The organism is Streptomyces griseoaurantiacus (assembly GCF_036189845.1).
GTDB classification, from domain to species: domain Bacteria; phylum Actinomycetota; class Actinomycetes; order Streptomycetales; family Streptomycetaceae; genus Streptomyces; species Streptomyces griseoaurantiacus.
The window spans coordinates 1,443,460-1,466,397 of the sequence record NZ_CP108326.1; the positions used below are offsets into that span (position 1 = coordinate 1,443,460).

24 protein-coding genes are annotated in these 22,938 nt (G+C 72.9%); 14 read left to right on the forward strand and 10 right to left on the reverse strand.

Annotated features, from left to right (window positions below; genetic code table 11):
- Positions 1-78: 78 nt before the first annotated feature.
- Positions 79-1,032 carry a hypothetical protein gene (locus tag OHB09_RS06545; protein ID WP_319117130.1) on the reverse strand — a complete coding sequence of 318 codons (954 nt, stop codon included), beginning with the start codon at positions 1,030-1,032 and terminating at the stop codon, positions 79-81.
- 215 nt (positions 1,033-1,247) lie between these two features.
- Positions 1,248-2,903 carry an FAD-binding dehydrogenase gene (locus OHB09_RS06550; protein WP_006141787.1) on the reverse strand — a complete coding sequence of 552 codons (1,656 nt, stop codon included), beginning with the start codon at positions 2,901-2,903 and terminating at the stop codon, positions 1,248-1,250.
- A 257-nt stretch (positions 2,904-3,160) separates the two neighbouring features.
- Between OHB09_RS06550 and OHB09_RS06555 the strand changes: the two genes are divergently transcribed.
- The 6 genes from OHB09_RS06555 (at position 3,161) to OHB09_RS06580 (ending at position 8,082) form a co-directional block, all read left to right on the forward strand.
- Positions 3,161-4,081 (forward strand): DMT family transporter, encoded by a 921-nt coding sequence (locus OHB09_RS06555; RefSeq protein WP_006141789.1) that lies wholly within the window; start codon positions 3,161-3,163, stop codon positions 4,079-4,081.
- 94 nt (positions 4,082-4,175) lie between these two features.
- Positions 4,176-4,796, forward strand: a complete 621-nt coding sequence (locus OHB09_RS06560; RefSeq protein WP_206315360.1) for an NUDIX domain-containing protein — start codon at positions 4,176-4,178, stop codon at positions 4,794-4,796.
- 24 nt (positions 4,797-4,820) lie between these two features.
- Positions 4,821-5,213 carry a YidH family protein gene (locus tag OHB09_RS06565; protein WP_006141791.1) on the forward strand — a complete coding sequence of 131 codons (393 nt, stop codon included), beginning with the start codon at positions 4,821-4,823 and terminating at the stop codon, positions 5,211-5,213.
- Complete coding sequence (locus OHB09_RS06570; protein ID WP_006141792.1) at positions 5,210-5,539, forward strand: DUF202 domain-containing protein; 330 nt, start codon at positions 5,210-5,212, stop codon at positions 5,537-5,539. The genes OHB09_RS06565 and OHB09_RS06570 overlap by 4 nt, the downstream gene beginning before the upstream one ends.
- Positions 5,540-5,814: 275 nt before the next feature.
- Positions 5,815-6,858 (forward strand): phosphotransferase family protein, encoded by a 1,044-nt coding sequence (locus OHB09_RS06575; RefSeq protein ID WP_093592436.1) that lies wholly within the window; start codon positions 5,815-5,817, stop codon positions 6,856-6,858.
- A gap of 6 nt (positions 6,859-6,864) precedes the next feature.
- On the forward strand, positions 6,865-8,082 hold the full coding sequence (locus OHB09_RS06580; protein WP_319117137.1) for an acyl-CoA dehydrogenase family protein: 1,218 nt from the start codon (positions 6,865-6,867) through the stop codon (positions 8,080-8,082).
- Between the two features lie 45 nt (positions 8,083-8,127).
- Here the strand turns inward: OHB09_RS06580 and OHB09_RS06585 are convergent, their stop codons facing one another.
- Genes OHB09_RS06585 through OHB09_RS06595 form a run of 3 tightly spaced genes read right to left on the reverse strand, consistent with a single transcriptional unit; the run spans position 8,128 to position 11,206 of the window.
- A complete protein-coding gene (locus tag OHB09_RS06585) occupies positions 8,128-8,721 on the reverse strand; it encodes a TetR/AcrR family transcriptional regulator (protein ID WP_040896035.1) in 594 nt (197 codons plus the stop codon).
- Between the two features lie 35 nt (positions 8,722-8,756).
- Positions 8,757-10,448: a class I adenylate-forming enzyme family protein gene (locus OHB09_RS06590; RefSeq protein WP_328921711.1), complete on the reverse strand. Its 1,692-nt coding sequence runs from the start codon at positions 10,446-10,448 to the stop codon at positions 8,757-8,759.
- On the reverse strand, positions 10,445-11,206 hold the full coding sequence (locus OHB09_RS06595; protein ID WP_319350925.1) for an SDR family oxidoreductase: 762 nt from the start codon (positions 11,204-11,206) through the stop codon (positions 10,445-10,447). Before OHB09_RS06595 ends, OHB09_RS06590 begins: the two co-directional genes overlap by 4 nt.
- Before the next feature lie 241 nt (positions 11,207-11,447).
- On the opposite strand from OHB09_RS06595, the gene OHB09_RS06600 reads away from it, so the two are divergent.
- Positions 11,448-12,563, forward strand: coding sequence for a hypothetical protein (locus OHB09_RS06600; RefSeq protein WP_328921712.1), 1,116 nt, complete (start codon positions 11,448-11,450; stop codon positions 12,561-12,563).
- 39 nt (positions 12,564-12,602) lie between these two features.
- On the opposite strand, the gene OHB09_RS06605 is transcribed toward OHB09_RS06600, so the two are convergent.
- Together OHB09_RS06605 and OHB09_RS06610 are read right to left on the reverse strand one after the other, a co-directional pair.
- Entirely contained in the window at positions 12,603-12,830 is a 228-nt protein-coding gene (locus OHB09_RS06605; protein WP_093592424.1) for a hypothetical protein, read from the reverse strand.
- Positions 12,827-13,048, reverse strand: coding sequence for a hypothetical protein (locus OHB09_RS06610; RefSeq protein WP_006141799.1), 222 nt, complete (start codon positions 13,046-13,048; stop codon positions 12,827-12,829). Before OHB09_RS06610 ends, OHB09_RS06605 begins: the two co-directional genes overlap by 4 nt.
- A 209-nt stretch (positions 13,049-13,257) precedes the next feature.
- Between OHB09_RS06610 and OHB09_RS06615 the strand changes: the two genes are divergently transcribed.
- From OHB09_RS06615 to OHB09_RS06630, 4 genes are read left to right on the forward strand one after another with little or no spacing between them, the layout of a single operon-like run.
- A complete protein-coding gene (locus tag OHB09_RS06615; protein ID WP_167793446.1) occupies positions 13,258-14,100 on the forward strand; it encodes a helix-turn-helix domain-containing protein in 843 nt (280 codons plus the stop codon).
- On the forward strand, positions 14,082-14,291 hold the full coding sequence (locus tag OHB09_RS06620) for a DUF397 domain-containing protein (RefSeq protein ID WP_328919118.1): 210 nt from the start codon (positions 14,082-14,084) through the stop codon (positions 14,289-14,291). Before OHB09_RS06615 ends, OHB09_RS06620 begins: the two co-directional genes overlap by 19 nt.
- A gap of 56 nt (positions 14,292-14,347) precedes the next feature.
- A complete protein-coding gene (locus tag OHB09_RS06625; protein WP_328921713.1) occupies positions 14,348-15,133 on the forward strand; it encodes a MerR family transcriptional regulator in 786 nt (261 codons plus the stop codon).
- A complete protein-coding gene (locus OHB09_RS06630; RefSeq protein ID WP_093592412.1) occupies positions 15,130-16,356 on the forward strand; it encodes a glycosyltransferase in 1,227 nt (408 codons plus the stop codon). The genes OHB09_RS06625 and OHB09_RS06630 overlap by 4 nt, the downstream gene beginning before the upstream one ends.
- A 109-nt stretch (positions 16,357-16,465) precedes the next feature.
- On the opposite strand, the gene OHB09_RS06635 is transcribed toward OHB09_RS06630, so the two are convergent.
- Positions 16,466-19,276, reverse strand: a complete 2,811-nt coding sequence (locus tag OHB09_RS06635) for a penicillin acylase family protein (protein WP_234525037.1) — start codon at positions 19,274-19,276, stop codon at positions 16,466-16,468.
- A 256-nt stretch (positions 19,277-19,532) separates the two neighbouring features.
- On the opposite strand from OHB09_RS06635, the gene OHB09_RS06640 reads away from it, so the two are divergent.
- Entirely contained in the window at positions 19,533-20,138 is a 606-nt protein-coding gene (locus tag OHB09_RS06640; RefSeq protein WP_093592406.1) for a hypothetical protein, read from the forward strand.
- Positions 20,139-20,335: 197 nt separating this feature from the next.
- The gene (locus OHB09_RS06645) at positions 20,336-20,797 is read left to right on the forward strand and encodes a MaoC family dehydratase (RefSeq protein ID WP_191892274.1); all 462 of its coding nucleotides are present in this window, start codon (positions 20,336-20,338) and stop codon (positions 20,795-20,797) included.
- A 25-nt stretch (positions 20,798-20,822) separates the two neighbouring features.
- Here OHB09_RS06645 and OHB09_RS06650 read toward each other — a convergent pair whose 3' ends face one another.
- Complete coding sequence (locus OHB09_RS06650; RefSeq protein ID WP_191892275.1) at positions 20,823-21,449, reverse strand: TetR/AcrR family transcriptional regulator; 627 nt, start codon at positions 21,447-21,449, stop codon at positions 20,823-20,825.
- A gap of 222 nt (positions 21,450-21,671) precedes the next feature.
- Here OHB09_RS06650 and OHB09_RS06655 point away from each other — a divergent pair, with 222 nt between their 5' ends.
- Positions 21,672-22,538, forward strand: coding sequence for an alpha/beta fold hydrolase (locus tag OHB09_RS06655; RefSeq protein WP_093592403.1), 867 nt, complete (start codon positions 21,672-21,674; stop codon positions 22,536-22,538).
- A gap of 54 nt (positions 22,539-22,592) precedes the next feature.
- On the opposite strand, the gene OHB09_RS06660 is transcribed toward OHB09_RS06655, so the two are convergent.
- Positions 22,593-22,880: a YiaA/YiaB family inner membrane protein gene (locus OHB09_RS06660; RefSeq protein ID WP_040896043.1), complete on the reverse strand. Its 288-nt coding sequence runs from the start codon at positions 22,878-22,880 to the stop codon at positions 22,593-22,595.
- Positions 22,881-22,938: the final 58 nt, after the last annotated feature.

Here is a 22,938-nt window from a genome sequence, read left to right on the forward strand (position 1 = left end):
GCCGTGCGGGTGGTGCGTGCCGTGCGGGTGAGGGGTGGCAGGGGCGTGAGGCGGGGCCGTGCGGCTCGGCGGGGCCTCTCACCCCGCGCCGAGCGCGCTCTCGCGGGCGGCGTGGAAGGCCCGGTACGGATCGCGGTCGGGGTAGGACCACGGGGCCGGTGTGGCGTGCTCGCCGATGCGGTGGAAGAGCGCGGCGGCCTCGGCCCCGCGGCCCTCGCAGAACTTGGCGTGGGCGAGGAAGTTGAGGTCGACGAGGCGGCGGGGGTGGTCGTCGTGCTCCCACTCCAGCCACCAGTCGAACGCGGCCTTCATCACCTGCCGGGCCCGGCGTCCGACCCAGTGCCCGGAGGCGACCGGGTCGGCGGGTTCCTGGCCGGCGGCGGCCAGCACGCGGTACCGCTCGGCGTGCGCGACGACCGGGAGGATCGCCAGCGGGGAGTCGGCGGGGGCCTGTTCGGCGGCCCAGTTGGCGAAGTCGTAGACCTCGTGCAGCGGGTCCTGACCGGCCTCGGCGCGGCGTTCGGCGAGCCGGGCGACCATCAGGTGGTGGGCGTGGTGGTGGTCGCGGTGGCGCAGCCGGACCTCGTCGAAGAGCCGGACGACGTCCTCCTCGGTGCCCAGGGTGCGTTCCAGCAGGAGCAGGCCGAACCAGGGGGTGGGGTCCTCGGGTTCGGCGGCGGCGAGGGCGCGGCAGGCCTCGCGCGCCCGCTCGGGGCGCTCCTTGCCGGCGAGGGCGCGGTGCACGCGGGCGAGGGCGAGCAGGAGCGCGGCGGCGGGCGAGTCGGGTTCGGCGACCTGCCAGTCCCGGGCCCAGGGCACGGCGGCGGGGGACTGGGCGAGGACGGTGACGCGGTGGGCGCGGCGGTCCCAGTCGTCGCCGGTGGTGGCGAGCAGTGCGCGGGCGGCGGTCCACCGGCCCTGGGCGAGGGCGGCGCGGGCGGAGACGAGCTCGGTGTCGTCGAGTGCGGGGTCGAACGTGTGGTGGGCGCGTCTGCGGGCGCGCCCCAAGGGGGGCGGCGGGGGTGGGGACACCGCGGAGGTTCCTCACGGGTGCGGGTGGGCGGGTGCGGGCTGTCAGTGTCTGATCACTGACAGCCAAGCGGGCGGCACGGCTCGGCGTCAAGAGCGGCTCCCGCGTTACACGCGTCAACGAGGTTGTGCGGCGCGGAAGTTGACGGGTGGGGGCGTGCGGGCTGAGCAGGGCTCCCACCGCGGGGTGCCGCTCAACCCGCCGTGCGTGCCGCCCCTCAGCCCACCGTGCGTGCCGCCGCGCGGCCCGCCGTGCGGCCGGAGAAGAGGCAGCCGCCCAGGAACGTGCCCTCCAGGGCGCGGTAGCCGTGGACGCCGCCGCCGCCGAAGCCGGCGGCCTCGCCTGCCGCGTACAGGCCCGGGATCGGTGCGCCGCCCTCGGCCAGGACGCGCGAGGACAGGTCGGTCTCCAGGCCACCGAGGGTCTTGCGGGTGAGGATGTGCAGCTTGACGGCGATCAGCGGACCCGCGGCGGGGTCGAGGATGCGGTGCGGAGGGGCGGTGCGGACGAGCCGGTCGCCGAGGAACCTGCGGGCCCCGCGGACCGCGGTGACCTGGAGGTCCTTGGTGTAGGGGTTGGCGACCTCGCGGTCCCGGGCGACGATCTCGCGGCGCAGTTCCGCCTCGTCGATCAGCGGCTTCTCGGTGAGCGCGTTCATGCGGCGCACCAGCGCGCCCAGGTCCTTCTCGACGACGAAGTCGGCGCCGTGCTCCATGAAGGCCCGCACCGGCCCCGGCACGTCCTGCCGGACGCGTCCGAGCACCTCGCGGACCGACTTCCCCGTCAGGTCGGGGTTCTGCTCGGAGCCGGAGAGGGCGAACTCCTTGCCGATGATCTTCCGGTCGAGGACGAACCAGGTGTGGTCGTACCCGGTGCGCATGATGTGTTCGAGCGTGCCGAGGGTGTCGAAGCCGGGGAAGAGCGGCACCGGGAGCCGTTTGCCGCGGGCGTCGAGCCAGAGCGAGGAGGGGCCGGGCAGGATGCGGATGCCGTGCTTGTCCCAGATGGGGTTCCAGTTCTGGATGCCCTCGGTGTAGTGCCACATCCGATCGCGGTTGATCATGCGGGCGCCGGCCGCCTCGGCGACGCCGAGCAGGTGGCCGTCGACGTGGGCCGGGACGCCGGAGATCATGTGCGCGGGCGGGGTGCCGAGGCGCTCGGGCCAGTTGGCGCGGACCAGGTCGTGGTTGCCGCCGATGCCGCCCGAGGTGACGATCACCGCCTGGGCCCGGAACTCGAAGGCGCCGGCGACGGTGCGGCTGCTGGCCTTCCCGCGCGCCACGCCCGAGGGTTCGAGGACCTCCCCGGTGACGGTGTCGAGGGCGCCGCCGGTGCGGGACAGCCCGGTGACGCGGTGGCGGAAGGCGAGGCGCACCAGGCCGCGGGCCACGCCCTCCCGCACCCGTCGCTCGAAGGGCTCGACCACCCCGGGGCCGGTCCCCCACGTGATGTGGAAGCGCGGTACGGAGTTGCCGTGCCCGATGGCACCGTAGCCACCGCGTTCGGCCCAGCTCACGAGGGGGAAGAACCGTATGCCCTGCCGGTGCAGCCAGGCCCGCTTCTCCCCGGCGGCGAAGTCGACGTACGCCTCGGCCCAGCGGCGGGGCCAGTGGTCCTCGGGGCGGTCGAAGCCGGCGGTGCCCATCCAGTCCTGGAGGGCGAGGGCGTGGCTGTCCCGGATGCGCATGCGACGCTGCTCGGGCGAGTCGACGAGGAACAGGCCGCCGAAGGACCAGTGCGCCTGCCCGCCCAGTGACTGCTCGGGCTCCTGGTCGAGGAGGAGCACCGTGCGCCCGGCGTCGACGAGTTCCGCCGTCGCCGCGAGACCGGCGAGGCCCGCCCCGATCACGATGACATCAGCGTCGTAGGCCATCCGCGCGTCCTCTCGCCCCATCCGCGTACCGCACCGCCGGCCCCGGTTACCGACTGGTCAGATCCTTGGGCACACGGGTGACCGCGTCAACCGTCGGCCCGCATGTGCCGCACGCCGGGCCTCGCCGCGCGGTGCCGGAGAGGGCTGCCGACGAGCGCGTCACACCCCGCGACACTCGGGGGCGGGGTACGGCGGGGGCCGCTACAGTCGGCGGGATACGCCTTCCGTGACCCCGCTGAGTTGTCGAGGTGCACAGCGTGTCGGTACTGGTCCTGGTTCTCTCGGTGAGCGCCGCCGTCTGTCTGGGCGTCGGGTTCGTGCTCCAGCAGAACGCCGCCCGGCAGGCGCCGCTGAGCGACTTCCTCTCCCCCCGGCTGCTGCTGGACCTGATGCGGGTGCCGCGCTGGCTGGGCGGCATCGGATGCATGATCGTCGGCATGGTGCTGGGCGCGGTCGCCCTGTCCCGGGGCGAGGTGTCCCTGGTCGAGCCGCTGCTCGCGACGAACCTGCTGTTCGCGCTGGTGCTGTCCCGGCACTGGCCGCGCACCGCGGAGACCCGGCGGCCGCTGGGCCGGCAGGGCTGGTCGGGGCTCGCCCTGCTGGCGGGAGGCGTCACCGCGTTCATCGTCGCGGGCCGGCCGAGCGGCGGGCAGGCCGTCGCCGATCCCGTGCGGCACTGGGCGATCATCGGCTCCATGACGGGGCTGGTGCTGCTGCTGACGACGGCGGCCAAGCGCTCGCGGATGAGTGCGGCGCCGGTGCTGCTGGCCCTCGCGGCGGGGCTGCTGTACGGCATGCAGGACGCGCTGACCCGGGTGAGCGGGCAGCGCTTCACGCACGGCGGTCTCACGGAGCTGGTCACCGGCTGGCAGCCGTACGCGGTCGTGGTGTGCGGGGTGACGGGGCTGCTGCTGGTGCAGAGCGCCTTCGAGACGGCCTCGCTGCGGGTGTCGCTCCCGGCGCTGACGGCGGCGGAGCCGCTGGCCGGGATCACCTGCGGGGTCGGCTTCCTCGGCGACCGCCTGCGCACGGATGTGGCCGCGCTGACCTGGGAGGCGGCGGGCCTGGCTGCGATCGTCGCCGGCATCGTGCTGCTGGGGGCGCATCCGGCGATGCCGTGCGGGAGCCCGGAGGCGGACCGCCCGTCGGAGCAGGACCGGGACCTGCAGGCGTACTGAGCCGCGCGTGCCCCCCTGGGCGCGCCCCCGGCGCCCCGCCTCCTCCGCGTCCCGCCCTCTTCGTCGCCCGGTGTGCCGGTGTTTGGATGGGCCCATGACTGCCTCGGACCAGACCCCCACGAGGGGCGAGACCTCCACACCGGGCGAGAGCCGCACGCCCGGCGAGAGCCGCACGCCCGGCGAGAGCCCCCGCAGCGATCCGGCCGACGAGATCCTCGACATCGTCGACGAGCACGACCGCGTCCTCGGGCAGGCGCCCCGGGGCGAGGCCTACGCCCGGGGACTGCGGCACCGGTGCGTGTTCGTCCTGGCGCGCGACGCGGAGGACCGCGTCTTCGTGCACCGCCGCACACCGACGAAGCTGGTCTTCCCCTCCCTCCACGACATGTTCGTCGGCGGTGTCGTCGGCGCCGGCGAGTCCTACGACGAGGCGGCGCTGCGGGAGGCGGAGGAGGAGCTGGGGGTGAGCGGACTGCCGCGCCCCGAGCCGCTGTTCCGGTTCCTGTACGAGGCACCGGAGACCGGGCTGAGCTGGTGGTCGGCGGTGTACGAGGTGCGGTGCGTACTGCCGGTGCGCCCGCAGGTGGAGGAGGTCGCGTGGCACGGCTTCCTCACCGAGGAGGAACTGGCGGGGCGGCTCGGCGAGTGGGAGTGGGTGCCCGACGGGCTGGCGGCCTGGGAGCGGCTGCGCCGGTGGCGGGGCGGTCCCGCGTGAGCGCCGGCGGATAGGGTCCCGTACGTGAGTGATCTGGTGCGGAACGTCCGGTCGTGGTTCGTGCCGGAGGAGGTGCGCGGGGAGGGCAGCACGCCCGACTACCGGTTCTCGCTGGCCAACGAGCGGACCTTCCTCGCCTGGCTGCGGACCGCGCTGGCCCTGATCGGCGGCGGTTTCGCCGTGGACCAGTTCCTGCCGGACCTGGGCCGGCCCTGGCGGCTCGGGCTGGCCCTCGCCCTGCTCGGTGCCGGGGTGCTGTGCGCGCTGCGGGCCGTCAACCACTGGGTGCGGTGCGAGCGGGCGATGCGGCGCGGCGAGGACCTCCCGGTGTCGCGGTTCCCCGCGCTGCTCGGGCTGGTGATCGGTGCCGTCGCCGTGGTCATGGTCGTCGTCGTGATGCTCGGCCGGGAAGGATGACCGGCCCGGCCGGGCGCCCGGGGCGCGATCCCGGGCTGCAGCCCGAGCGCACCCGGCTCGCCTGGCGGCGCACCACCCTGTCGTGCACCGTCGCGGCCGTGCTGGCCGTCAGGACCGCGCTGCACCACGGTTCCGTGAGCGGCTACGTGGTGGGGCCGGCGTGCTGTGCGCTGTGGGCGGCCTTCCTCGCCCTGGCGCAGGTGCGCATCCGCGCCCTGGCCTCGGCGCCGGCCGCCGGTCCGCGGCGGCTGCCCGCCCGGCACGCCGCGCTGGCCGCGCTGGGTACGGTGGCCCTCGCCGTGTGCGCGGCCGTCCTCGTGGTGTGAGCCGCGGTGGACTCGCCTCCCCGGTGGCGCGAGCGGCCGGCGGAGCCCTCCGCGCGGTGGCCGGTGCCTCCGGGGGCGGGGACACGTACGGGGCCGGGACACGTACGGGGCCGGGACACGGCACGGGTTCGGGCCGGTTGCTCCGGGACTTCGCGGGGGCGCGCGTGCGACCGTGGTTCCGGTCACGTCGGCCCTCGCCCGGGTGTCGCACACTGGACGGCATACCGACCGGTCGGCATCATGAGCGGGTCACCTTTTCCGGCGTAGGAGCGACGATGAGTCCAGACCATCCGCCAGGTCTCGATCCCGACCGGCTGCGCGAGCTGCTCGACCGCGAGCGGCCCGGACTCGTGCACGGCCCCCTGAGCGGCCGGCTGATCGAGGGCGGACGGTCCAATCTGACGTACGCGGTCACCGACGGCGCCACCCGCTGGGTCGTCCGGCGCCCGCCGCTGGGCCACGTCCTCGCCACCGCGCACGACATGCGGCGCGAGCACCGGGTGATCAGCGCGCTGCACCCGACGGCCGTCCCCGTCCCGCGTCCCGTGCTGCTGTGCGAGGACCCGGAGAACCAGGCGGCACCCGGAGCGCCGTTCTACGTCATGGAGTTCGTCGAAGGCACCCCGTACCGGACGGCCGAGCAGCTCGCCCCGCTCGGCCCCGAGCGCACCCGGGCGGCGTTGCTCGGCCTGGTCGACACGCTGGTCGAACTGCACGCCGTGGACCCGGTGACGGTCGGGCTCGGGGACTTCGGCCGGCCGGAGGGGTTCCTCGACCGGCAGCTCCGCCGCTGGGGCAAGCAGCTCGACGCCTCCCGCAACCGCGAGCTGGCCGGCATCGACGAGCTGCACGCCGCGCTCGGCCGCCGGCTGCCGCACTCCCCCGCGCCCTCCGTCGTGCACGGCGACTACCGGCTGGACAATGTCCTGCTCGGTGAGGACGACCGGATCACCGCCATCCTGGACTGGGAGATGTCCACCCTCGGCGACCCGCTCACCGACCTGGGCCTGCTGGTCATGTACAGCGTGCCGCTCGGTCTGCCCGACTCCCCCGTCTCCACCACGGCCACGGCCCCGGGGCACCCGGCCCCGGCCGAGCTGATCGAGCGGTACGCCGCGCGCTCGGGGCGCGACGTCTCCGCCGTCTCCTGGTACACGGCCTTCGCCTGGTTCAAGCTCGCCGTGATCCTCGAGGGCATCCACTACCGGTACACGCTCGGCCAGACGGTCGGCGCCGGCTTCGACCGGATCGGCGACCTCGTCCCGGTCTTCATCGAACACGGCCTGACCACCCTGAAGCACGGCTCCGAGGAGGGCTGAACCGACATGGACTTCGCGTTCGACGCACGCACCGAGGAGCTGCGCGGCAGGCTCCTGGCCTTCATGGACGAGCACGTGTACCCCGCCGAGGCGGTCGCCGAGGAGCAGCGGGCGCGGCTCGCCTCGCCCTGGGACACCCCGGCGGTGGTCGGGGAACTGAAGGCGGAGGCCCGCCGGCAGGGCCTGTGGAACCTCTTCCTGCCCGACGCCGAGTACGGCGCCGGACTCACCAACCTCCAGTACGCGCCGCTCGCCGAGATCACCGGCCGTTCCCCGCACCTCGCGCCCACCGCGCTGAACTGCGCGGCGCCGGACACCGGCAACATGGAGGTGCTGGCCCAGTTCGGCGACGAGCGGCAGCGGAAGCAGTGGCTGGAGCCGCTGCTGGCCGGTGAGATCCGCTCGGCCTTCGCGATGACCGAGCCGGAGGTGGCCTCCTCGGACGCCACGAACGTCGAGACCCGGATCGAGCGGGAGGGTGGGGGAGAGTACGTCATCACGGGGCGCAAGTGGTACATCTCCGGGGCGATGAACCCCGACTGCAGGATCTTCATCGTGATGGGCAAGACCGACCCGGACGGCGCCGACGTGCGCCGGCAGCAGTCCATGGTGCTCGTGCCGCGGGACACCCCCGGGGTGACCGTGAAGCGCGCGATGCGGGTCTTCGGCTACGAGGACCACTCCCACGGCGGTCACGCCGAGGTCCTCTTCGACCATGTCCGGGTGCCCGTGTCGAACCTGGTCGGCGAAGAGGGCGGCGGCTTCGCCATCGCCCAGGCGCGGCTGGGGCCGGGGCGGATCCACCACTGCATGCGGCTCATCGGCATGGCCGAGCGGGCCATCGAGCTGATGTGCCGCCGGGCGGTGTCCCGCACCGCGTTCGGCAAGGCGCTGGCGCAGCAGGGCGTGGTGCAGAACTGGATCGCGGACGCCCGGGTGGCCGTGGAGCAGTTGCGGCTGCTGGTGCTGAAGACCGCGTGGCTGATGGACACGGTGGGCAACCGGGGCGCGCACACGGAGATCCAGGCCATCAAGATCGCGACGCCGCGGACCGTGGTGGACATCCTCGACCGGGCGATCCAGCTCCACGGGGCGGGCGGCGTCAGCCAGGACTTCCCGCTGGCGGAGCTGTACGCCTCGGCCCGCACCCTGATGCTCGCGGACGGTCCCGACGAGGTGCACCAGCGTTCGCTGGCCCGGCGGGAGCTGAAGAAGTACCTGTGACCGGCGGGGCGGCGGGCCCACGCCCGCCGCCCGGGGGCCTCGTCCTCAGGGGCGCAGCGCGCGCAGCAGCAGGTCGGCCAGGTGGTCGGCGACCTGCTGCGGGGTCAGCGGGCCTCCGGGGCGGTACCACGTGGACAGGTGGTGGACGGAGCCGAAGTGGTAGTCCACGACCAGGTCCGCCGGGGTCGCCGTGGAGAAGACGCCCTCGCGCTGCCCCTCCTCGATCAGTGCCCGGAAGCGCTCGTGGTAGCGGCGGCGCTCCGCCCGCACCTGCTTGTTCTTCTCGGGGCTGAGGTGGTGCATCGAGCGGAAGAAGATCATCGCGTCGTCGAGGTTCTCGATCGTCGTGACGACGACGTCCGCCGCCGCGCCCCGCAGCCGCTTCTCGACCGGCTCGTCGGCGCCGGCGAAGGCGTCCAGGCGTTCCTGCTGGACGCGCAGCACCCGGGCGTACACCTCGTGCAGCAGGTCGTCCTTGGAGCCGAAGTAGTGGTAGAGGGCGCCCTTGGTGACGCCGGCCGCCTCGACGATCTCCTGCACGGACGTGCGGTCGTAGCCCTGCTCGGCGAAGAGCCGGGTGGCGGCGGCGAGCAGCCGCTGCGGCACGGGCGTGCCGTCTCCGTCCGTGGTTCTCGGCACTGCCGCCACCTGCCTTTCCTCGTCGCTGCCTACGATCACGTCTGCGAGGGCTCAACGGTTCCCGCACCGGTTCGGGAACGCAGTTCCCGGCGCAGAATCTTCCCACTCGCCGTCTTGGGCAGGTCGGGCAGGATTTCGACCTGCCTCGGGTACTTGTAGGCGGCCAGTCTCTCCCGGCAGTACGCGGCGAGTTCCCCGGGGTCGGTCTCCACGCCGGGGCGGAGGCTGATGTACGCCCGGACGGTCTCCCCCCGGTAGCCGTCGGGCACCCCGACGACGGCGGCCTCGCGGACCGCTGGGTGGGTGTAGAGGACGTCCTCCACCTCGCGGGGCCACACCTTGAAGCCGGAGGCGTTGATCATGTCCTTCTTGCGGTCGACCACGTAGAGCCAGCCCCGCTCGTCCATGAACCCGATGTCGCCGGTGCGCAGTTCGCCGTCGGGGAAGGTCTCGGCGGTGGCCTCGGGGCGGTGCCAGTAGCCGGGCACGACCTGCGGCCCCCGGACGGCGATCTCGCCCTGCTCCCCGAAGGGCACCTCCTCGCCTGCGTCGTCCACGATGCGGACGACGGTGTCCGGGCCGGGCACACCCACGGCGAGCGTCCCGGAGACCGGGTCGACGGGGGCCTCGCGGTGCGGGGGCACGGAGGCGCACGGGGCGGTGCACTCGGTGAGCCCGTAGCCGTTGTGGAGGTACGGCCCGTAGCCGGCCCGGAACTTCTCCACGAGGGCGGGCGGCAGCGGGGCGCCGCCGGAGGAGATCGTGTGGAAGGAGGAGAAGTGGTCCGGGGTGGCGGCGGGGTGGGCGGCGAGCGCCATGAAGGCGGTCGAGGGGCCGACGGTGTAGGCGGGCCGGTGCTCGGCGAAGGCGTCCAGGACGACGCCGGCCTCGAAGCGGTAGGTGAGCACGAGCGTGCCGGCGCTGTCGAGGCAGGCGACGAGCTGGCAGACCATGCCGGTGATGTGGAACAGCGGTGCCAGCGTGAAGTAGACGGGAGCCTCGGGCAGTTCGAGGCCGGTGCGCTGCCGCTCGGCGTTGAACATGATGTTGCCGTGGGTGTTGGTGGCGCCCTTGGGGGTGCCGCTGGTGCCGGAGGTGTAGCTGATGAGGGAGATGTCCGAGGGGCCGGGAGTGCGGTCCTCGGGGGCGGCGTTCCCCTGCCGGGCGACGGCGGTGAGGTCCTCGGCGTCCGGGGCCTGGGCGAGCCGCTCGAAGGTGAGCACGCGGGGGTCGTTCCGCGTCTGGAAGTCGAGTTCACAGGCGGTGAGCACGATCCGCACGGAGGAGCCGGCCGCCGTCTCGCGCAGGTACTCCTCCCAGGCGCGGTCGGAGCAGATCAGCGCGGTGGCCCCGGCGTCGTGGAGGACGTGGGTGACCTCGCCCGACTTGTACATCGGGTTGACGGGCACGACGATCGCGCCCGCCTTCCACGCGCCGAGCAGGGCGAGCACGAAGTGCGGGGAGTTCTGCAGCAGGACCGCCACGCGGTCGCCGCGTCGAAGGCCCCGGGCGGCGAGGCGGCCGGCGACGGAGTCGCTCAGCCCGTCCAGCTCGCGGTAGGTGAGCCGCCCGTCGAAGTAGGCGAGGGCGGGGCGCTCCGGGTGGGCGGCGACCGTCTCCCGCAGGGCGTGGAGCAGGGTCTCCGGCGGGGTGAGCGGGGCGCGCTGCGCCTCGGTGAGCAGGGCGAGCCAGGGCTTGTCGGCGTAGCGGGAGGGGGCGGCGGTCACGCGTCGGCCTCCCACTTCTGCTGGAGGTGGTTCATGTTCGTCATCCATCGGTCGGGATCGGCGGCCCGCGCCTGGTAGTAGGCGGCCACCTCGGGGTGCGGCAGGATCAGGAAGCGGTCCTCGGCGATCCCCTCGAACAGCGCGTCCGCCACGGCCTCCGGGGCGACGGCGGTGGGCGCGAGCACGAGTTCGCCGGCGCTGCCGGCCGCGGTGAGCATGTCGGTGCGCACGCCCTGCGGGCAGATCGCGTGCACCTTGAGACCGCGGTGGCGGTAGGTGAGCGAGAGCCACTCGGCGAAGGCGTACGCGCCGTGCTTGGTGACGCTGTAGGGGGCGGCGCCGATCATGCTGAGCAGCCCGGCGGCCGAGACGGTCGAGACGAACCGCCCGCTGCCGCGTTCCAGCCAGGCGGGGATCAGGGCGTGGGCGGCACGGACGTGGGCCATGACGTTGACGTCCCAGGCGTTCGCCCACACCTCCTCGGGCGCCGCCTCGGTACCGCCGGAGCCGAGGCCGGCGTTGGCGCAGTACACGTCGACGGTGCCGTCGAGGGCGTCCCGCGCCTCCTCGACGATCCGGGGGGCGTCGCCGGGGACGGCGATGCCCCCGATCTCCTCGGCGACGGCACGCGCCCGGTCGGCGTCCAGGTCGTTGACCACGACCCGCGCCCCCTCGGCCGCGAACCGCCGGGCCAACGCGGCCCCGATCCCGCCCCCGGCTCCGGTGACGACCACTCCGGCATCCTGCACGGCTTCCACGTTGGGCCTCCTTCAAGGGGAAACGGCTCCATTGGGCAGACTAACCGGTCGGTATGTCAGAGCAAAGGGGTACGGGCGCCCATCCGCCCGGAGTCGATTCCTCGCATACGAGAAGGCATCCGGATGAGGTGATCACTACAACCCTGCGTCCTCCGTACGAGTCTGGCCGTGTGGCCCGAGGGCCCCCGCGACGCGCACTGCGTCCGGGAAAGACCTCTCCCACCCCGAAGGACGGACACCGATGCCTGTACCCCGTTTACTGGGCGCCGCGGCCGTGCCCCTGGCCCTTGCCTCCACCCTGCTCACAGCCGGGGGAGCGAGTGCGGCCGGCTCGACGGACGGCTGGGAGATCTCACTCTCCGGTGAGAGCCCGGCCGGATCCCTCATGTCCGTCTCCTCCGTGGACGCCGACCACGCCTGGGCCGTCGGCAGAAAGGACGGGCACGGCGTCCTCATGCGCTGGGACGGTCACACGTGGAACGAGGACACCGCTCCGGGGCTGCCCGACGTGTGGCAGTGGTCCTCGGTCAGCGCGGTGTCCGTCGAGGACGTCTGGGCCTACGGGACCGTGGGCCGCGACCAGGAGCTGGTGCACTACGACGGCACACGCTGGACCGGCGTGCGGACCGCGGGTCCCGCCGACGACGCCTGGCCCGAGGTGCCCATAGCGGCCGTTCCCGGGAGGCTCTTCAAGGGCGGCAACGCGCTCTACACCTACTCCGACGGCGAGTGGACGACGTTCACGCTGCCCGACCGGGTCGACATCCGGGACATCCAGGCCCTCTCCGCGAACGACGCCTACGCCACCGGCATGCGATACCCCGTCGAGGGCGGGCACCCGATGACGTACCACTGGGACGGCACCACCTGGTCGCTGATGGAGGAGGCTTCCGTACCCGCCGGGACGGAGGTCGACAAGATCGCCGTCGAGTCCCCGGACAGCGTCTACGTGGCCGGGTGGGCCCAGCCCGACGCCGATCCGCCCGTGCCGAGCGTCACCCACTGGAACGGTGACACGTGGGAGGACGCGACCGGGGAACTGACCGACCTGTACCTCGAGGCGATCGTGCCCGACGGCCGGGGCGGCTTGTGGGCGACCGGCACCGACAAGGCGGCCCCCGCCTTCGCCAACCCGGTCTTCTGGCATTTCGACGGCACCGCGTGGACCCGGGAGGAAGGACCGACGGCCTCCGACGGCGAGACCCGTTGGCCTTCCTACAACTTCTACGACCTGGCGCCGGCCGGCCCGTCCGGCGGCTTCTGGGCCGTGGGCGACTACGAGACCCCCATGGACGAGCACGGGGACACCTCGCACCACGGACTGATCGAGCGGTCCGCCGCTCCCGAGGCCGACTGAGGCACGGGTCCGCCGGGCGGCCGCCCGTGAGCGGCACGCCTACATGTCACGGCTGCTGCGGGCGTTGGCCTCGGCGACCAGGATTCTGAGCAGTTCGTCCTGGCCCAGCGGCCGCAGCTCCGCCGGGTCAGCGTCCCAGGTGCGGCCGCCGGAGAACGGGCGCACCCGGCAGCGCGGACCCACGTGCTCCTCGACCCGCCCGGATCGGTCCCGGGCGGTGTCGTGGACGGCCGCCCCGACACCGGGCACCGCGTCGCCCTCCGTCACGAGGCGCTGCCCTTCCGGATCACGTCGGCCAGCAGCAGCGCGACCGGGGCGGAGCAGACCCCGAGGTGGACCAGGGCGTACCCGGCGTCCCTCCCCCGGTCGTCCGCCCAGGGGGTGCGCACGTCCATGGCGGGGAGCTGGATGCCGGCCCCGCCCAGCGCCGCGGCCAGGGCGTCGCGGGCCTCGAGAGCTTCCTGGATCTTCGACGAAGAGGGCATGAACGTCCTTGTCAGTGGATTCCGGTGATTTCACGATACGCACCCGACGACCGCGGTGACTGAATTACTCTGCGTAGCGCGGGCGTTACGAGGATGCGCCCGAGGGTGGCCGGTCACACCGTGGGCGGGCGGGTGCTTCCCCGCCGGACGGAGCCGGTGCCACACCTTCCACACCGATCCCGTGAGCCGCTCGCGAAGGAGCCAGCCGTATGCCGCAACGACGCGCCGTCACCGGCCGCAGCCAGGAACCGCGCCAACGCTTCGCCGAGGAACTGCGCACGCTCCGGACCTCCGGCGGGACGAGCCTGCGGCAGCTCGGCGAACGGCTCGGCTGGGACTGGTCGCTGTTCGGGAAGATGGAGAAGGGGGAGACCCTGGGCAGCCCCGAGGTGGTCCAGGCCCTGGACCAGCACTACGGGACGCCCGGACTGCTGCTCGCCCTCTGGGAGCTGGCCGCGGGCGACCACACCCAGTTCCGCGAGCGGTACCGGAGGTACATGGCGCTGGAGGCGGAGGCGGTCAGCCTGTGGCACTTCGCGGTGAGCGTGCTGCCGGGACTGTTGCAGACGCCGGGGTACGCGAGGGAGGTATTGGCGGCGGGGGGCCTGCGCGGCAAGGAACTCGAACAACAGGTTGAGGCGCGGATGGGGCGGCGGGAGCTGCTGGAGTCGGAGGACGCGCCCCCGTTCCGGACGATCCTGTCGGAGGCGGTGCTGCGCACACCGTTGAGGGACGGGACGGAGTGGCGCAACCAACTGGAGCACCTGCTCACGATCACGGAGCGCCCCTCCGTGACGGCCCACGTGCTGCTGCAGAGCGCGGGACTGCACGGCCTCATGAGCGCCGACATGTGGTACCTGCTCCTCCCCGAGGGCAGGACCGTCGTCTATACGGAGAACGGCTACCAGGGCGAACTCATCGAGGAAGCCAACCCTGTTGTGCGCCTGCAGAAGACGTACGATGCGGTGCGCGACCTAGCACTCCCCCCTGCGGAGTCACGCAAGTTCATCCTTCGGATCTTGGAGGAAGCACCGTGCGATCCATCGATCTGAGCGCCGCCTCCTGGCGCAAGAGCAGCTACAGCAATCAGGATGGCGGCGCCTGCGTCGAGATGGCCGACGGCTTCGGCGCCCTCGTCCCCGTGCGGGACAGCAAGACCCCGCACGGCCCCGTCCTGCTCTTCCCCGCGAACCGCTGGGCCGACTTCGTCGGCGCGGTGGGCGGCGGCGGGATGCGTCGCTGAGTTGACCCTCCCCTTGCGTCAGGTCCGAAGCTGGGCGCGGACGAAAGGGGAGGTGGATGAGTTACTCCGTGGGACAGGTCTCGGCGTTCGCCGGGGTCACGGTGCGGACGTTGCACCACTACGACAAGGCGGGGCTGCTCTCGCCCAGTGAGCGCAGTGCCGCCGGGTACCGGCTCTACGGCGAGGCGGACCTGGCCCGGCTGCAGCAGATCCTCTTCTACCGCGAGCTCGGCTTCTCCCTCGGCGAGATCGGGGCGATCCTCGACGACCCGGGGACCAACGCGCTGGAGCATCTGCGGGCGCGGCAGGCCAAGTTGAGCGAGGAGATCGCCCACCTCCGGCGGCTGGCGGAGGTGGCGGAGCGCGCCATCGAGGTGCAGCAGACGGGGGTGTCCCTGACCCCCGAGGAACGCTTCGAGGTGTTCGGCGAGATCGCCTTCGATCTCAGTTACGCCACCGACGCGGAGCTGAAGTGGGCGGATTCGGAGGGGCAGCGCGAGTCGATGGCCCGTGCCGCCGCCCATACGAAGGAGGACTGGCGGCAGCTCATGGGCGAGGCCGGGGCCTGGCGGGCGGAGCTGCTCGCGGCCTTCGACGAGGGGGAGCCGAGCGAGGGCGAGCGGGCGATGGACCTGGCCGAGGAGCACCGTCTGCACATCTCGCGCTGGTTCACCGCCTGCCCGCCCGACATGCACCGGCGCATCGCGGACGACTTCCTCGCCGATCCGCGCGCCTTCGCCCTGGTCGTCCCGCCCTCGCAGCAGCGCCCCGGCCTGTCGGCCTACATGTGCCGAGCGGTGCACGCCAACGCGGCCCGCCTCGGCGGGGAGGGCCGGCGATGAGGGTGCTGATCGCCGCGGCCGGATCACGCGGGGACGTGGCGCCCTTCGCGGGCCTGGGAGTCGCACTGCGCGGGGCGGGCCACGAGGTCGTCCTCGCCACCACAGAGGCGTTCGCGCCCCTCGTGCGAGAGGCGGGGCTGGAGTTCCGCCCGCTGCCCGCGCACTCGCGGGAGCGCGGCGGGGACGGCGGTGTCGAGGGCCGACGTGAACTGATGCGGACGGCCGCCGCGTTCGTGACCGAGCTGGGCCGGGGGTTCGCCGAGGCCGTGGACGGGGGCACGGAACTGCTGCTGCTCTCGGCCACGACCGCGCCGCTCGGCTGGCACCTCGCCGAGGCGCGCGGCATCCCGAGCCTCGGCCTGTACCTCCAGCCCACCGCGCCGACCGGCGACTTCCCGCCCGTCGTCACCGGTTCCCGTTCACTGGGGCGGACCGGCAACCGCCTGGCCGGGTGCTTCGCCCTCCGCATGGCCGACCGGGTCTACACACGGGCGGTCGGGGATCTGCGCCGACGCCTGGAACTGCCGCCGCTGGCCCCGTCCGCGATGCGCCGGCGGCGGGAGCGGGAGCGCTGGCCGGTCCTGCACGGGTTCAGCCCGGCCCTGGTGCCACGCCCCTCGGACTGGCGCCCGGGTCTGGAGGTCGTGGGCACCTGGTGGCCCCCTCTCCGTGCGGCCGAGCGGCTTCCGGCTGAGGTGGAGGACTTCCTCGGCGCGGGGCCCCGGCCCGTCCTCCTCGGCTTCGGGAGCATGGCGGCGGGCGAGGGGGAACGGCTGAGCGGGATCGCCGTGCGGGCGCTGCGCCGGGCCGGGTTGCGCGGAATCCTTCAGTCCGGCAGCGCCGGGCTCGCGGCGGACGGCGGTGCGGACGTGCTCACCGTCGGGGACCTGCCGCACGCCCCGCTGTTCCCGCGGCTGGCGGCGGTGGTGCACCACGCGGGGGCCGGCACCTCGGCGGCCGCCCTGCGCGCGGGGGTGCCCGCGGTCACCGTGCCGGTCACCGCGGACCAGCCGTTCTGGGCGGGCCGGCTCGCCGCTCTCGGCACGGCCACCGCCCCGATCCCCTTCCGGGCGCTGACCGTCGAAGGGCTCGCCTCGGCCCTGGCGGAGGTGGTGGGGCGGGAGTCGTACGGGCGGGCCGCGGCGGGGGTGGCACGGCACATGGCGCAGGAGGACGGGGCGGCCCGGGTGCTGGAGGCCGTCCGGCGGATCGCCGGAGGGTGAAGCCGGATGGCCTCCGAGGGCCGGGCGGTCGCCGCGCACGGGGGTGGCGGCGACCGCCCGGCCGTCGGCGGGGCCCCGCACCGGAAGCGGCCGGTGCGGGGCCCGTCCCTCAGCGGTGGGAGGTGAACTCCACCACCTGCTGGTAGGTCGGGCGGTTCTGCCAGCTGATGTTGCCGTGCTTGATGCCGCCCAGCGCGCGCTGGACGATCGAGTCGGCACACCACTGGTCGCCGGCCGAACAGAGATCGTCACCCGGGTAGACCTGGGACGCCGACCTGCCCGCCGCCTCCTTGAGGGTGTTCAGCAGGGTCGTGCGGCAGGCACCGAGGGAACCCCCGCCGCAGTACGTCTGCGCGAGCGGGCCCTCGACCGGTTCGCCCAGCACCGTCCGCAGGTCCTTGTCCACGTAGGACCACCAGCCGTACTGGAAGGAACTGCCCGCGTGCGAGCCGGTCGGGCCGTGGGCGGCCGAGGGCGACTCGTCGACGGGGAGGTTGGCGGTCATGGCGGTGTAGAGGTCCTCGCCGAGGCCGGGTGCGAACTCGGCCTTCACCAGCTCGGGCCACCACGCGTCGAGGATGCGGAGGGCGTCCGCGTCCGCGTACTTCTTCGCGCCCGCCGAGGTCACCTTGCGCTGGGCCCCCGCCGAGACCCAGGCCGACAGCTTGTCCACCGCCGCCGCGGTCGTGGAGTCCGTGATCGCCGCGCTCTTGACGACCCTCAGCAGCTTCGGCAGCACGTCCTCGGCGCGCAGGTCGGCGAGGCCCGCGTCGGCCATCGCCTTCACGAGCGCGGACCGGGTCACGCCGCCGTCGGCGACGAGCTTCCTCACCCGGTCGTCCAGCAGGTCGCCCCGGTGCACGGAGCCCTCGCCCCAGGGCGCGGCGGCGTAGTCCTTCGCCTGCTTGTTGTTCCAGGAGATGTAGTAGTCCTGGTCGACGGAGTTCGGGTGGGCCGAGGCGGGGGTGTACGACGCCGTGTTGTGCGCGGGGTCCCAGCCGCTCCACTCGTAGGGCTGCCGCGCCCACACCGGGAACTCGCCGTCGACCCCGGTGGCCCGGACGGGGTTGTCGCCGCTGTTGTAGTACGCGGTGTGCGCGGAGTCGGCGTAGAACCAGTTGAACGTGTAGTTGATGTGCTGGACCGCCTTCTGGAAGTCCTCGGGGCCCTTGACGTAGTCGGGGTCGTTGAGCATCTGGAAGCCGATGATCGAGTCGGCCTCGTGGAGGTAGGAGGAGCGCAGCGTGGTGTACGCGACCCGCTTGCCGTCCACGGTGGCCCGGTACTCGACGGGGCCGTACCTGGTGCGCCAGACCCGCATCGTGTAGGAGCCGGCGGCCGTGGAGTCGGCCACGGTCGGCTTCCAGGCGTTGGTCCGCTCGACCTTGTCCATCGCCGTGCAGGTGCCGTGGTACAGGTAGTGGTAGTCGTCCTGGCACAGTTCGACCGCGTAGGTGTCGATGATGTCCTGGCCGGAGGTCGTGGCGCTCCACGCGTAGTCCTGGCCGCGGCCGAGTTCGACGTACATGCTCAGGCCGGCGAACGAGGCGCCGCGGGCGCTGATGCCGGGGCCCTGCAACTCCTGGAGCATGAGGAGCTGCGGCGCGAAGTAGCCGGTCTGCGGCCCGAAGACGGCGACCGGACGGCCGCTCGCGGTGTGCTTCCCGCTGACGACGAGGGCGTTGGACATGCCGCGCTTCGCGGAGCTGAGGGCCCTCGCGCCCGCCGTGCCCGAGGTGCTCTTCGCGGCCGCCTTGGCGGCGCTGCCGGTGCGGTCGTACACCAGGGGTTCCCGGGCGACGGTTCCGGCGTCGGGCAGGGCCGCGCCCCGGGGGTCCGCGGGCTTGCCGGCGTAGGGGAAGGACTCGCCGTCATGGACGGTGAGCACGGCCTCGGGATCGTTGCGCTCCCGGAAGGACTCCCACACCTTCGTGCCCTCGGCCACGCCGTACCGGGACTGCGCGGCGAGCAGGGACAGGGCGTTGTTGACCTCGCCGCCACCGCCCGAACCGAACAGCGCGCCGATGACGGAGGCGAGGGCGACCATGTCGGTGACCTTGAAGTGGTCGATGGTGCCGGCGTTGGTGATCGAGTCCTTGTGGCCGGTGAGGACGTACTCGCCGGGGAAGTAACGGCCGCTGTCGGAGGCGTCGATGTAGGCGTTGATGCCCGCGAGGTAGGCGTTGACGTCGTCGAGGGCCTGCTTGCCCCGGTCCCCCGCGGAGGCGATGGCGCCGTCGATCTGCGCCTGGAGGTCCGCCTCGGTGTACGGGGCGTTGCGCCAGAACTCCTGTTCCAGGCCCTGGTTGGAGGGGGCGCCGCCGGCGAAGCCGGTCAACTGGCCCCTGCCGACGTGCCGGAAGACGTCCATGAGCCACAGCCGGTCCTGGGCGGCGGCGTAGCCGGCCCCGAACTCGGTGCCGTACCGCGTGGTGCCGGTGATGTGCGGCACACCCGTCTTCTTGTCCCGGACGATGGTCACATCCGTGCGACCGCCCGGTTTGGTGGTGGAGGCGACCTGCCCCGAAGGGACCCCGAACGAGGCGTCGTTGAAGAAGGTGTTGATCTTCGCGTCGGTGAGCGCCGGGTAGCCGGTGGCGAGGTCGGCGTAGGGGCCGAGCTGGTCCTCCGCGTGCTCGGGCTGGGTGCCGAATACCTGGTTGAGCAGCACTTGGGCGAGCGTGGCGTTGCCGTTCTCGCCCGGCGGGAGGATGTCGGAGCACTGGCCGCCGCAACTGTCGCCGGCGGTCGCTGTCGCCGTCCGGGTACTCGCCGGGGCGCCCTGCGCGGCCACGGCCGTGGAAAGCGGGGACAAAAGTCCGGCAATGAGCACGCATACGGACGCGGTCTTCAGGAACCCGGGGATTCCGCGGGGAGTTCTCAGTCTGTCCAGGAAGGTGCGGGGGGTGTGCCGTGGCATGGCAGGACCTCCGGAGCTGAGGTGGGGCCGGATGTTACCGCCGGTACTCCCGCGATTGAACATGAACATGCGTCACTTTTGAACCCGTTGGGGGCGGACTCGTGGAGGTCGCCGGAAAAGAAGTCGGAAAGAAGTAGGGAAGAGGAGGGGATCGGACGGAGCCGAATCGTGTGTCGATACGTCTATTCGACGACGTCCGTACGACGACGCCGAAGTGACCGAAGTACAGGTGCAGGTGTGACGGAGGTGCAGCACGATGGCGGGTTTCCGGAGTCTGGCGAGACAGGTGCGCGATCCGAGGTGCGATCTGGCACTGCGGCGCTATTCGCTGCGCAAGTGCCTTGAGCGGTTCGCCCCGTACGGGCACCGGGCGACCTGGGACCACCTGTGCTCCCGGGCCGGCTTCGGCCCCGAGGACCGCTCCCCCGACCCGGCGCGGCTCGTGGCCGCACTGGAGGAACTGGAGGAGGCCCGCTCCGTGTGGCTCGCCTACGAGGTGGAGTTCGCCGAGCGCCGCCGCAAGGAGAAGCACGACGGGCTGCGCAGGCCGGGCAGCGTGGACGATTGGCACCGGCTGACCTGGGGCGGCTTCGGAGTGGCGTGGTGCGAGGATCCCCGGGTCCACCCCCGTGGCCCGATGGCGGAGGTGCTGCGCCGGCTGATCGCCGCGCTGGAGCGGGAGCCCGGGGCGTGCTGCCCGGTGTGCGGTGGGGAACGGCTGGTGTGGCGGTGGGACCTGGCACACGAGCCGTCCTCGGGACCGGTGTGCGGGGACTGCGGCATCGTGGTGCCGCGGCCGGTGCTCACCGAGGAGGCGGTGCGGGAGGCCCGGCACGGGCGGCAGCTGCTGGTGTCGGCGTAGGTCCGGCCCTTCGGGAGGGGTGCGCCTTGCTCGTGGGCGCACCCCGACAGCACCGCACTCCCGGCAGCACGGCACTCCCGGCAGCACGGCTCCGCGCCTTCGTGGCGCACGCCCGTGCGACCTCATTGACTTTGCCCTCCCGGCCGACCATGCTAAGCAGTCGCTTAGCATGGGTGACGTGACATGGAGGTCGGAGCATGACCGAACCGAGGGTCTTCGCTTCCGTCGAGGCGCTGAAGGCGGCCGTCGGTGAGCAGTTGGGGTACAGCGACTGGGTCGAGGTCGACCAGAAGCGGATCGACCTGTTCGCCGAGGCGACCGGCGATCACCAGTGGATCCACGTGGACCCGGAGAAGGCGGCCGCGGGCCCCTTCGGCACGACCATCGCGCACGGCTATCTGACGCTGTCGCTGCTGCCGCTCTTCGGACCGCAGCTCCTCACCGTCGAGGGCGTCCGCATGGGCGTCAACTACGGGACGAACAAGGTGCGTTTCCCCTCCCCCGTGCCCGTCGCCTCCCGGTTGCGGGCGACCGCGAGGATCACCGGCGCCGAGGACGTGCCCGGCGGCGTGCAGGTCACGGTCGCGTTCACCGTGGAGCGCGAGGGCGGCGACAAGCCGGTGTGCGTCGCGGAGTCCGTCTCGCGCTACTACCTCTGACCCCCGGTGCGCCCGCCGGGCGGGCCTACCGGGCCGCGCCCACCATGCGCAGCACCAGGTCGGCGTAGAGCGTGCCGATCTCCTCGGGCGTGCGGGGCCCCTGGACGTTGAACCAGCGGGCGACGTCGACGCACAGCGAGAGGACCGCGAGGGTGGTGCCCCGCACGTCGAGCACGTCGAACTCGCCGGTCGCCACCCCGTCCTCGATGATCCCGCGCACCACGGCGTCGACCTGGCGGCGCAGCGCGACGATCTCCGCGCGCGCCTCGGGGCCGAGCGCGTCCAGTTCGTACTGCACGACCCGCGCGGTCGTGCGCCGGCCCGCGTGCCACCGCACGAAGGAGCTGACGGCTTCGGCGAGCCGCTCGGTGGCGCTGCCTCCGGCCCCGTCCGCCGCGCGCAGGATCTCCAGCACCTTCTCGTGGCCGATCCGGCTGATGCGCTGGAGCAGTTCTTCCTTGGTCTTGTAGTGGATGTAGAGCGCCGCCGGGCTCATGCCCGCGCGGCTCGCGATGTCACGGGTGGTCGTCGCGTGGTAGCCACGCTCGGCGAACGCGTCCACGGCCGCCACCAGCAGTCGCCGGGCCGCGTCCGGGGTGACCTCCACCCACGGCTCGCTCTCGCCGCCGACCGTCTCCTGCGCCGTACTCATCGCTCGTGCCCCTCTCCACCGACAGGTGCACCACCATACCGCCGAACCTGAGCGGCCGCTTAGCGCAGCCGGTCAGGGCCACCCCCCGGCGAAGAGGGCCTCCGGCGCCCCGGCACGAGCACCATCACCCCCGACCCTAACCATCAATAGCGACTTGACGGGTTAGATGCCATATGGTCCGATGGAGGAACTAACCACAAAAACGCCTTCAGGAGGTTAGAGATGTACGCGGTGCACCACCGGAGCGCGACCGTCGACGGCCACGAGCTCTTCTACCGGGAGGCCGGCCCCGCCGACGCCCCCACGATCGTCCTGCTGCACGGCTATCCGACCAGCTCGTTCATGTTCCGGGAGCTGATCCCGCTGCTGGCCGGCGACTACCACGTCCTCGCGCCGGACCACCTGGGCTTCGGCCTCTCCGACGCTCCCCCCGTCACGGAGTTCACGTACACCTTCGACGCACTCGCCGACCTGACCTCGGCGCTCCTGGACCGGCTCGGGGTCGACCGCTACGCGCTCTACGTCCAGGACTACGGCGCCCCCATCGGCTGGCGCCTCGCGCTGCGGCACCCCGAACGGATCACCGCCGTCGTCAGCCAGAACGGCAACGCCTACGAGGAGGGCTTCGTCGAGTCCTTCTGGGCCGACGTGTGGGCCTACGGCGAGAATCCCGGCCCGGAGACCGAGCCCGCGGTGCGCGCCGCCCTGACCCGTGAGGCCATTCGTTGGCAGTACCTGCACGGCGTGCCCGACCCGAGCCTGGTCAGCCCGGACACCTGGGAGCACGACCACGCCCTCGTCTCCCGCGAGGGCAACGACGAGATCCAGCTCGCCCTGTTCCGGGACTACCGCACCAACCGCCCGCTCTACCCGCCGCTGCAGGAGTTCCTGCGCACCCACGAGGTGCCGGTGCTCGCCGTGTGGGGCCGCAACGACGAGATCTTCGGCCCGGCGGGCGCGCAGGCCTTCGCCCGTGACGCGAAGGACGCGGAGGTCCACCTCGTCGACGGCGGCCACTTCCTGCTGGAGAGCCACCTCGACGTCGTCGCCGGCCATCTGCGCGCGTTCCTCGGCCGGGTGCTCCGGTAGGCGCGGGGACCGCGGGAACGCGGGTGCCGGCCGGGCGGGCCCGGCCCGGCCGCCTCAGAGCTTCTCGAACGGATCGTGCTCGGCGAGCAGTTTCTCCAGTCTCGCCTGGTCGACCCGGCTGACGATCTGCCCGGCCTCCTGCCGGTCGCGGATCACCTTGGCGAGGGTGAAGGCGGAGGTCACCAGGTACAGCACGGCGATGGCGAGGAAGGCGCGGACCCAGGCGTCGGCCTGGAGGTGGTAGATCCCCACGGCGGTGGCGATCATCGCGACGACGAAGGAGGCCGCGGCCTGGCCGTAGAAGGCGGCGGTGTTCTGCTGCTTGACCGGTGTGTCACTCATGGGAACAGGATCGGCGGACGTGGCCCGGGCCACATCCGTCGCCGTACTCAGGGCCCGG

Coding starts and splice junctions, on each gene's coding strand:
- OHB09_RS06625 (WP_328921713.1), top strand. CDS start 14,348: ATGAGTTACTCCGTGGGACAGGTCTCGGCGTTCGCCGGGGTCACGGTG.
- OHB09_RS06630 (WP_093592412.1), top strand. CDS start 15,130: ATGAGGGTGCTGATCGCCGCGGCCGGATCACGCGGGGACGTGGCGCCC.
- OHB09_RS06615 (WP_167793446.1), top strand. CDS start 13,258: ATGCCGCAACGACGCGCCGTCACCGGCCGCAGCCAGGAACCGCGCCAA.
- OHB09_RS06655 (WP_093592403.1), top strand. CDS start 21,672: ATGTACGCGGTGCACCACCGGAGCGCGACCGTCGACGGCCACGAGCTC.
- OHB09_RS06635 (WP_234525037.1), bottom strand. CDS start 19,276: ATGCCACGGCACACCCCCCGCACCTTCCTGGACAGACTGAGAACTCCC.
- OHB09_RS06660 (WP_040896043.1), bottom strand. CDS start 22,880: ATGAGTGACACACCGGTCAAGCAGCAGAACACCGCCGCCTTCTACGGC.
- OHB09_RS06650 (WP_191892275.1), bottom strand. CDS start 21,449: ATGAGTACGGCGCAGGAGACGGTCGGCGGCGAGAGCGAGCCGTGGGTG.
- OHB09_RS06640 (WP_093592406.1), top strand. CDS start 19,533: ATGGCGGGTTTCCGGAGTCTGGCGAGACAGGTGCGCGATCCGAGGTGC.
- OHB09_RS06610 (WP_006141799.1), bottom strand. CDS start 13,048: ATGCCCTCTTCGTCGAAGATCCAGGAAGCTCTCGAGGCCCGCGACGCC.
- OHB09_RS06570 (WP_006141792.1), top strand. CDS start 5,210: ATGACCGGCCCGGCCGGGCGCCCGGGGCGCGATCCCGGGCTGCAGCCC.
- OHB09_RS06560 (WP_206315360.1), top strand. CDS start 4,176: ATGACTGCCTCGGACCAGACCCCCACGAGGGGCGAGACCTCCACACCG.
- OHB09_RS06580 (WP_319117137.1), top strand. CDS start 6,865: ATGGACTTCGCGTTCGACGCACGCACCGAGGAGCTGCGCGGCAGGCTC.
- OHB09_RS06600 (WP_328921712.1), top strand. CDS start 11,448: ATGCCTGTACCCCGTTTACTGGGCGCCGCGGCCGTGCCCCTGGCCCTT.
- OHB09_RS06575 (WP_093592436.1), top strand. CDS start 5,815: ATGAGTCCAGACCATCCGCCAGGTCTCGATCCCGACCGGCTGCGCGAG.
- OHB09_RS06550 (WP_006141787.1), bottom strand. CDS start 2,903: ATGGCCTACGACGCTGATGTCATCGTGATCGGGGCGGGCCTCGCCGGT.
- OHB09_RS06645 (WP_191892274.1), top strand. CDS start 20,336: ATGACCGAACCGAGGGTCTTCGCTTCCGTCGAGGCGCTGAAGGCGGCC.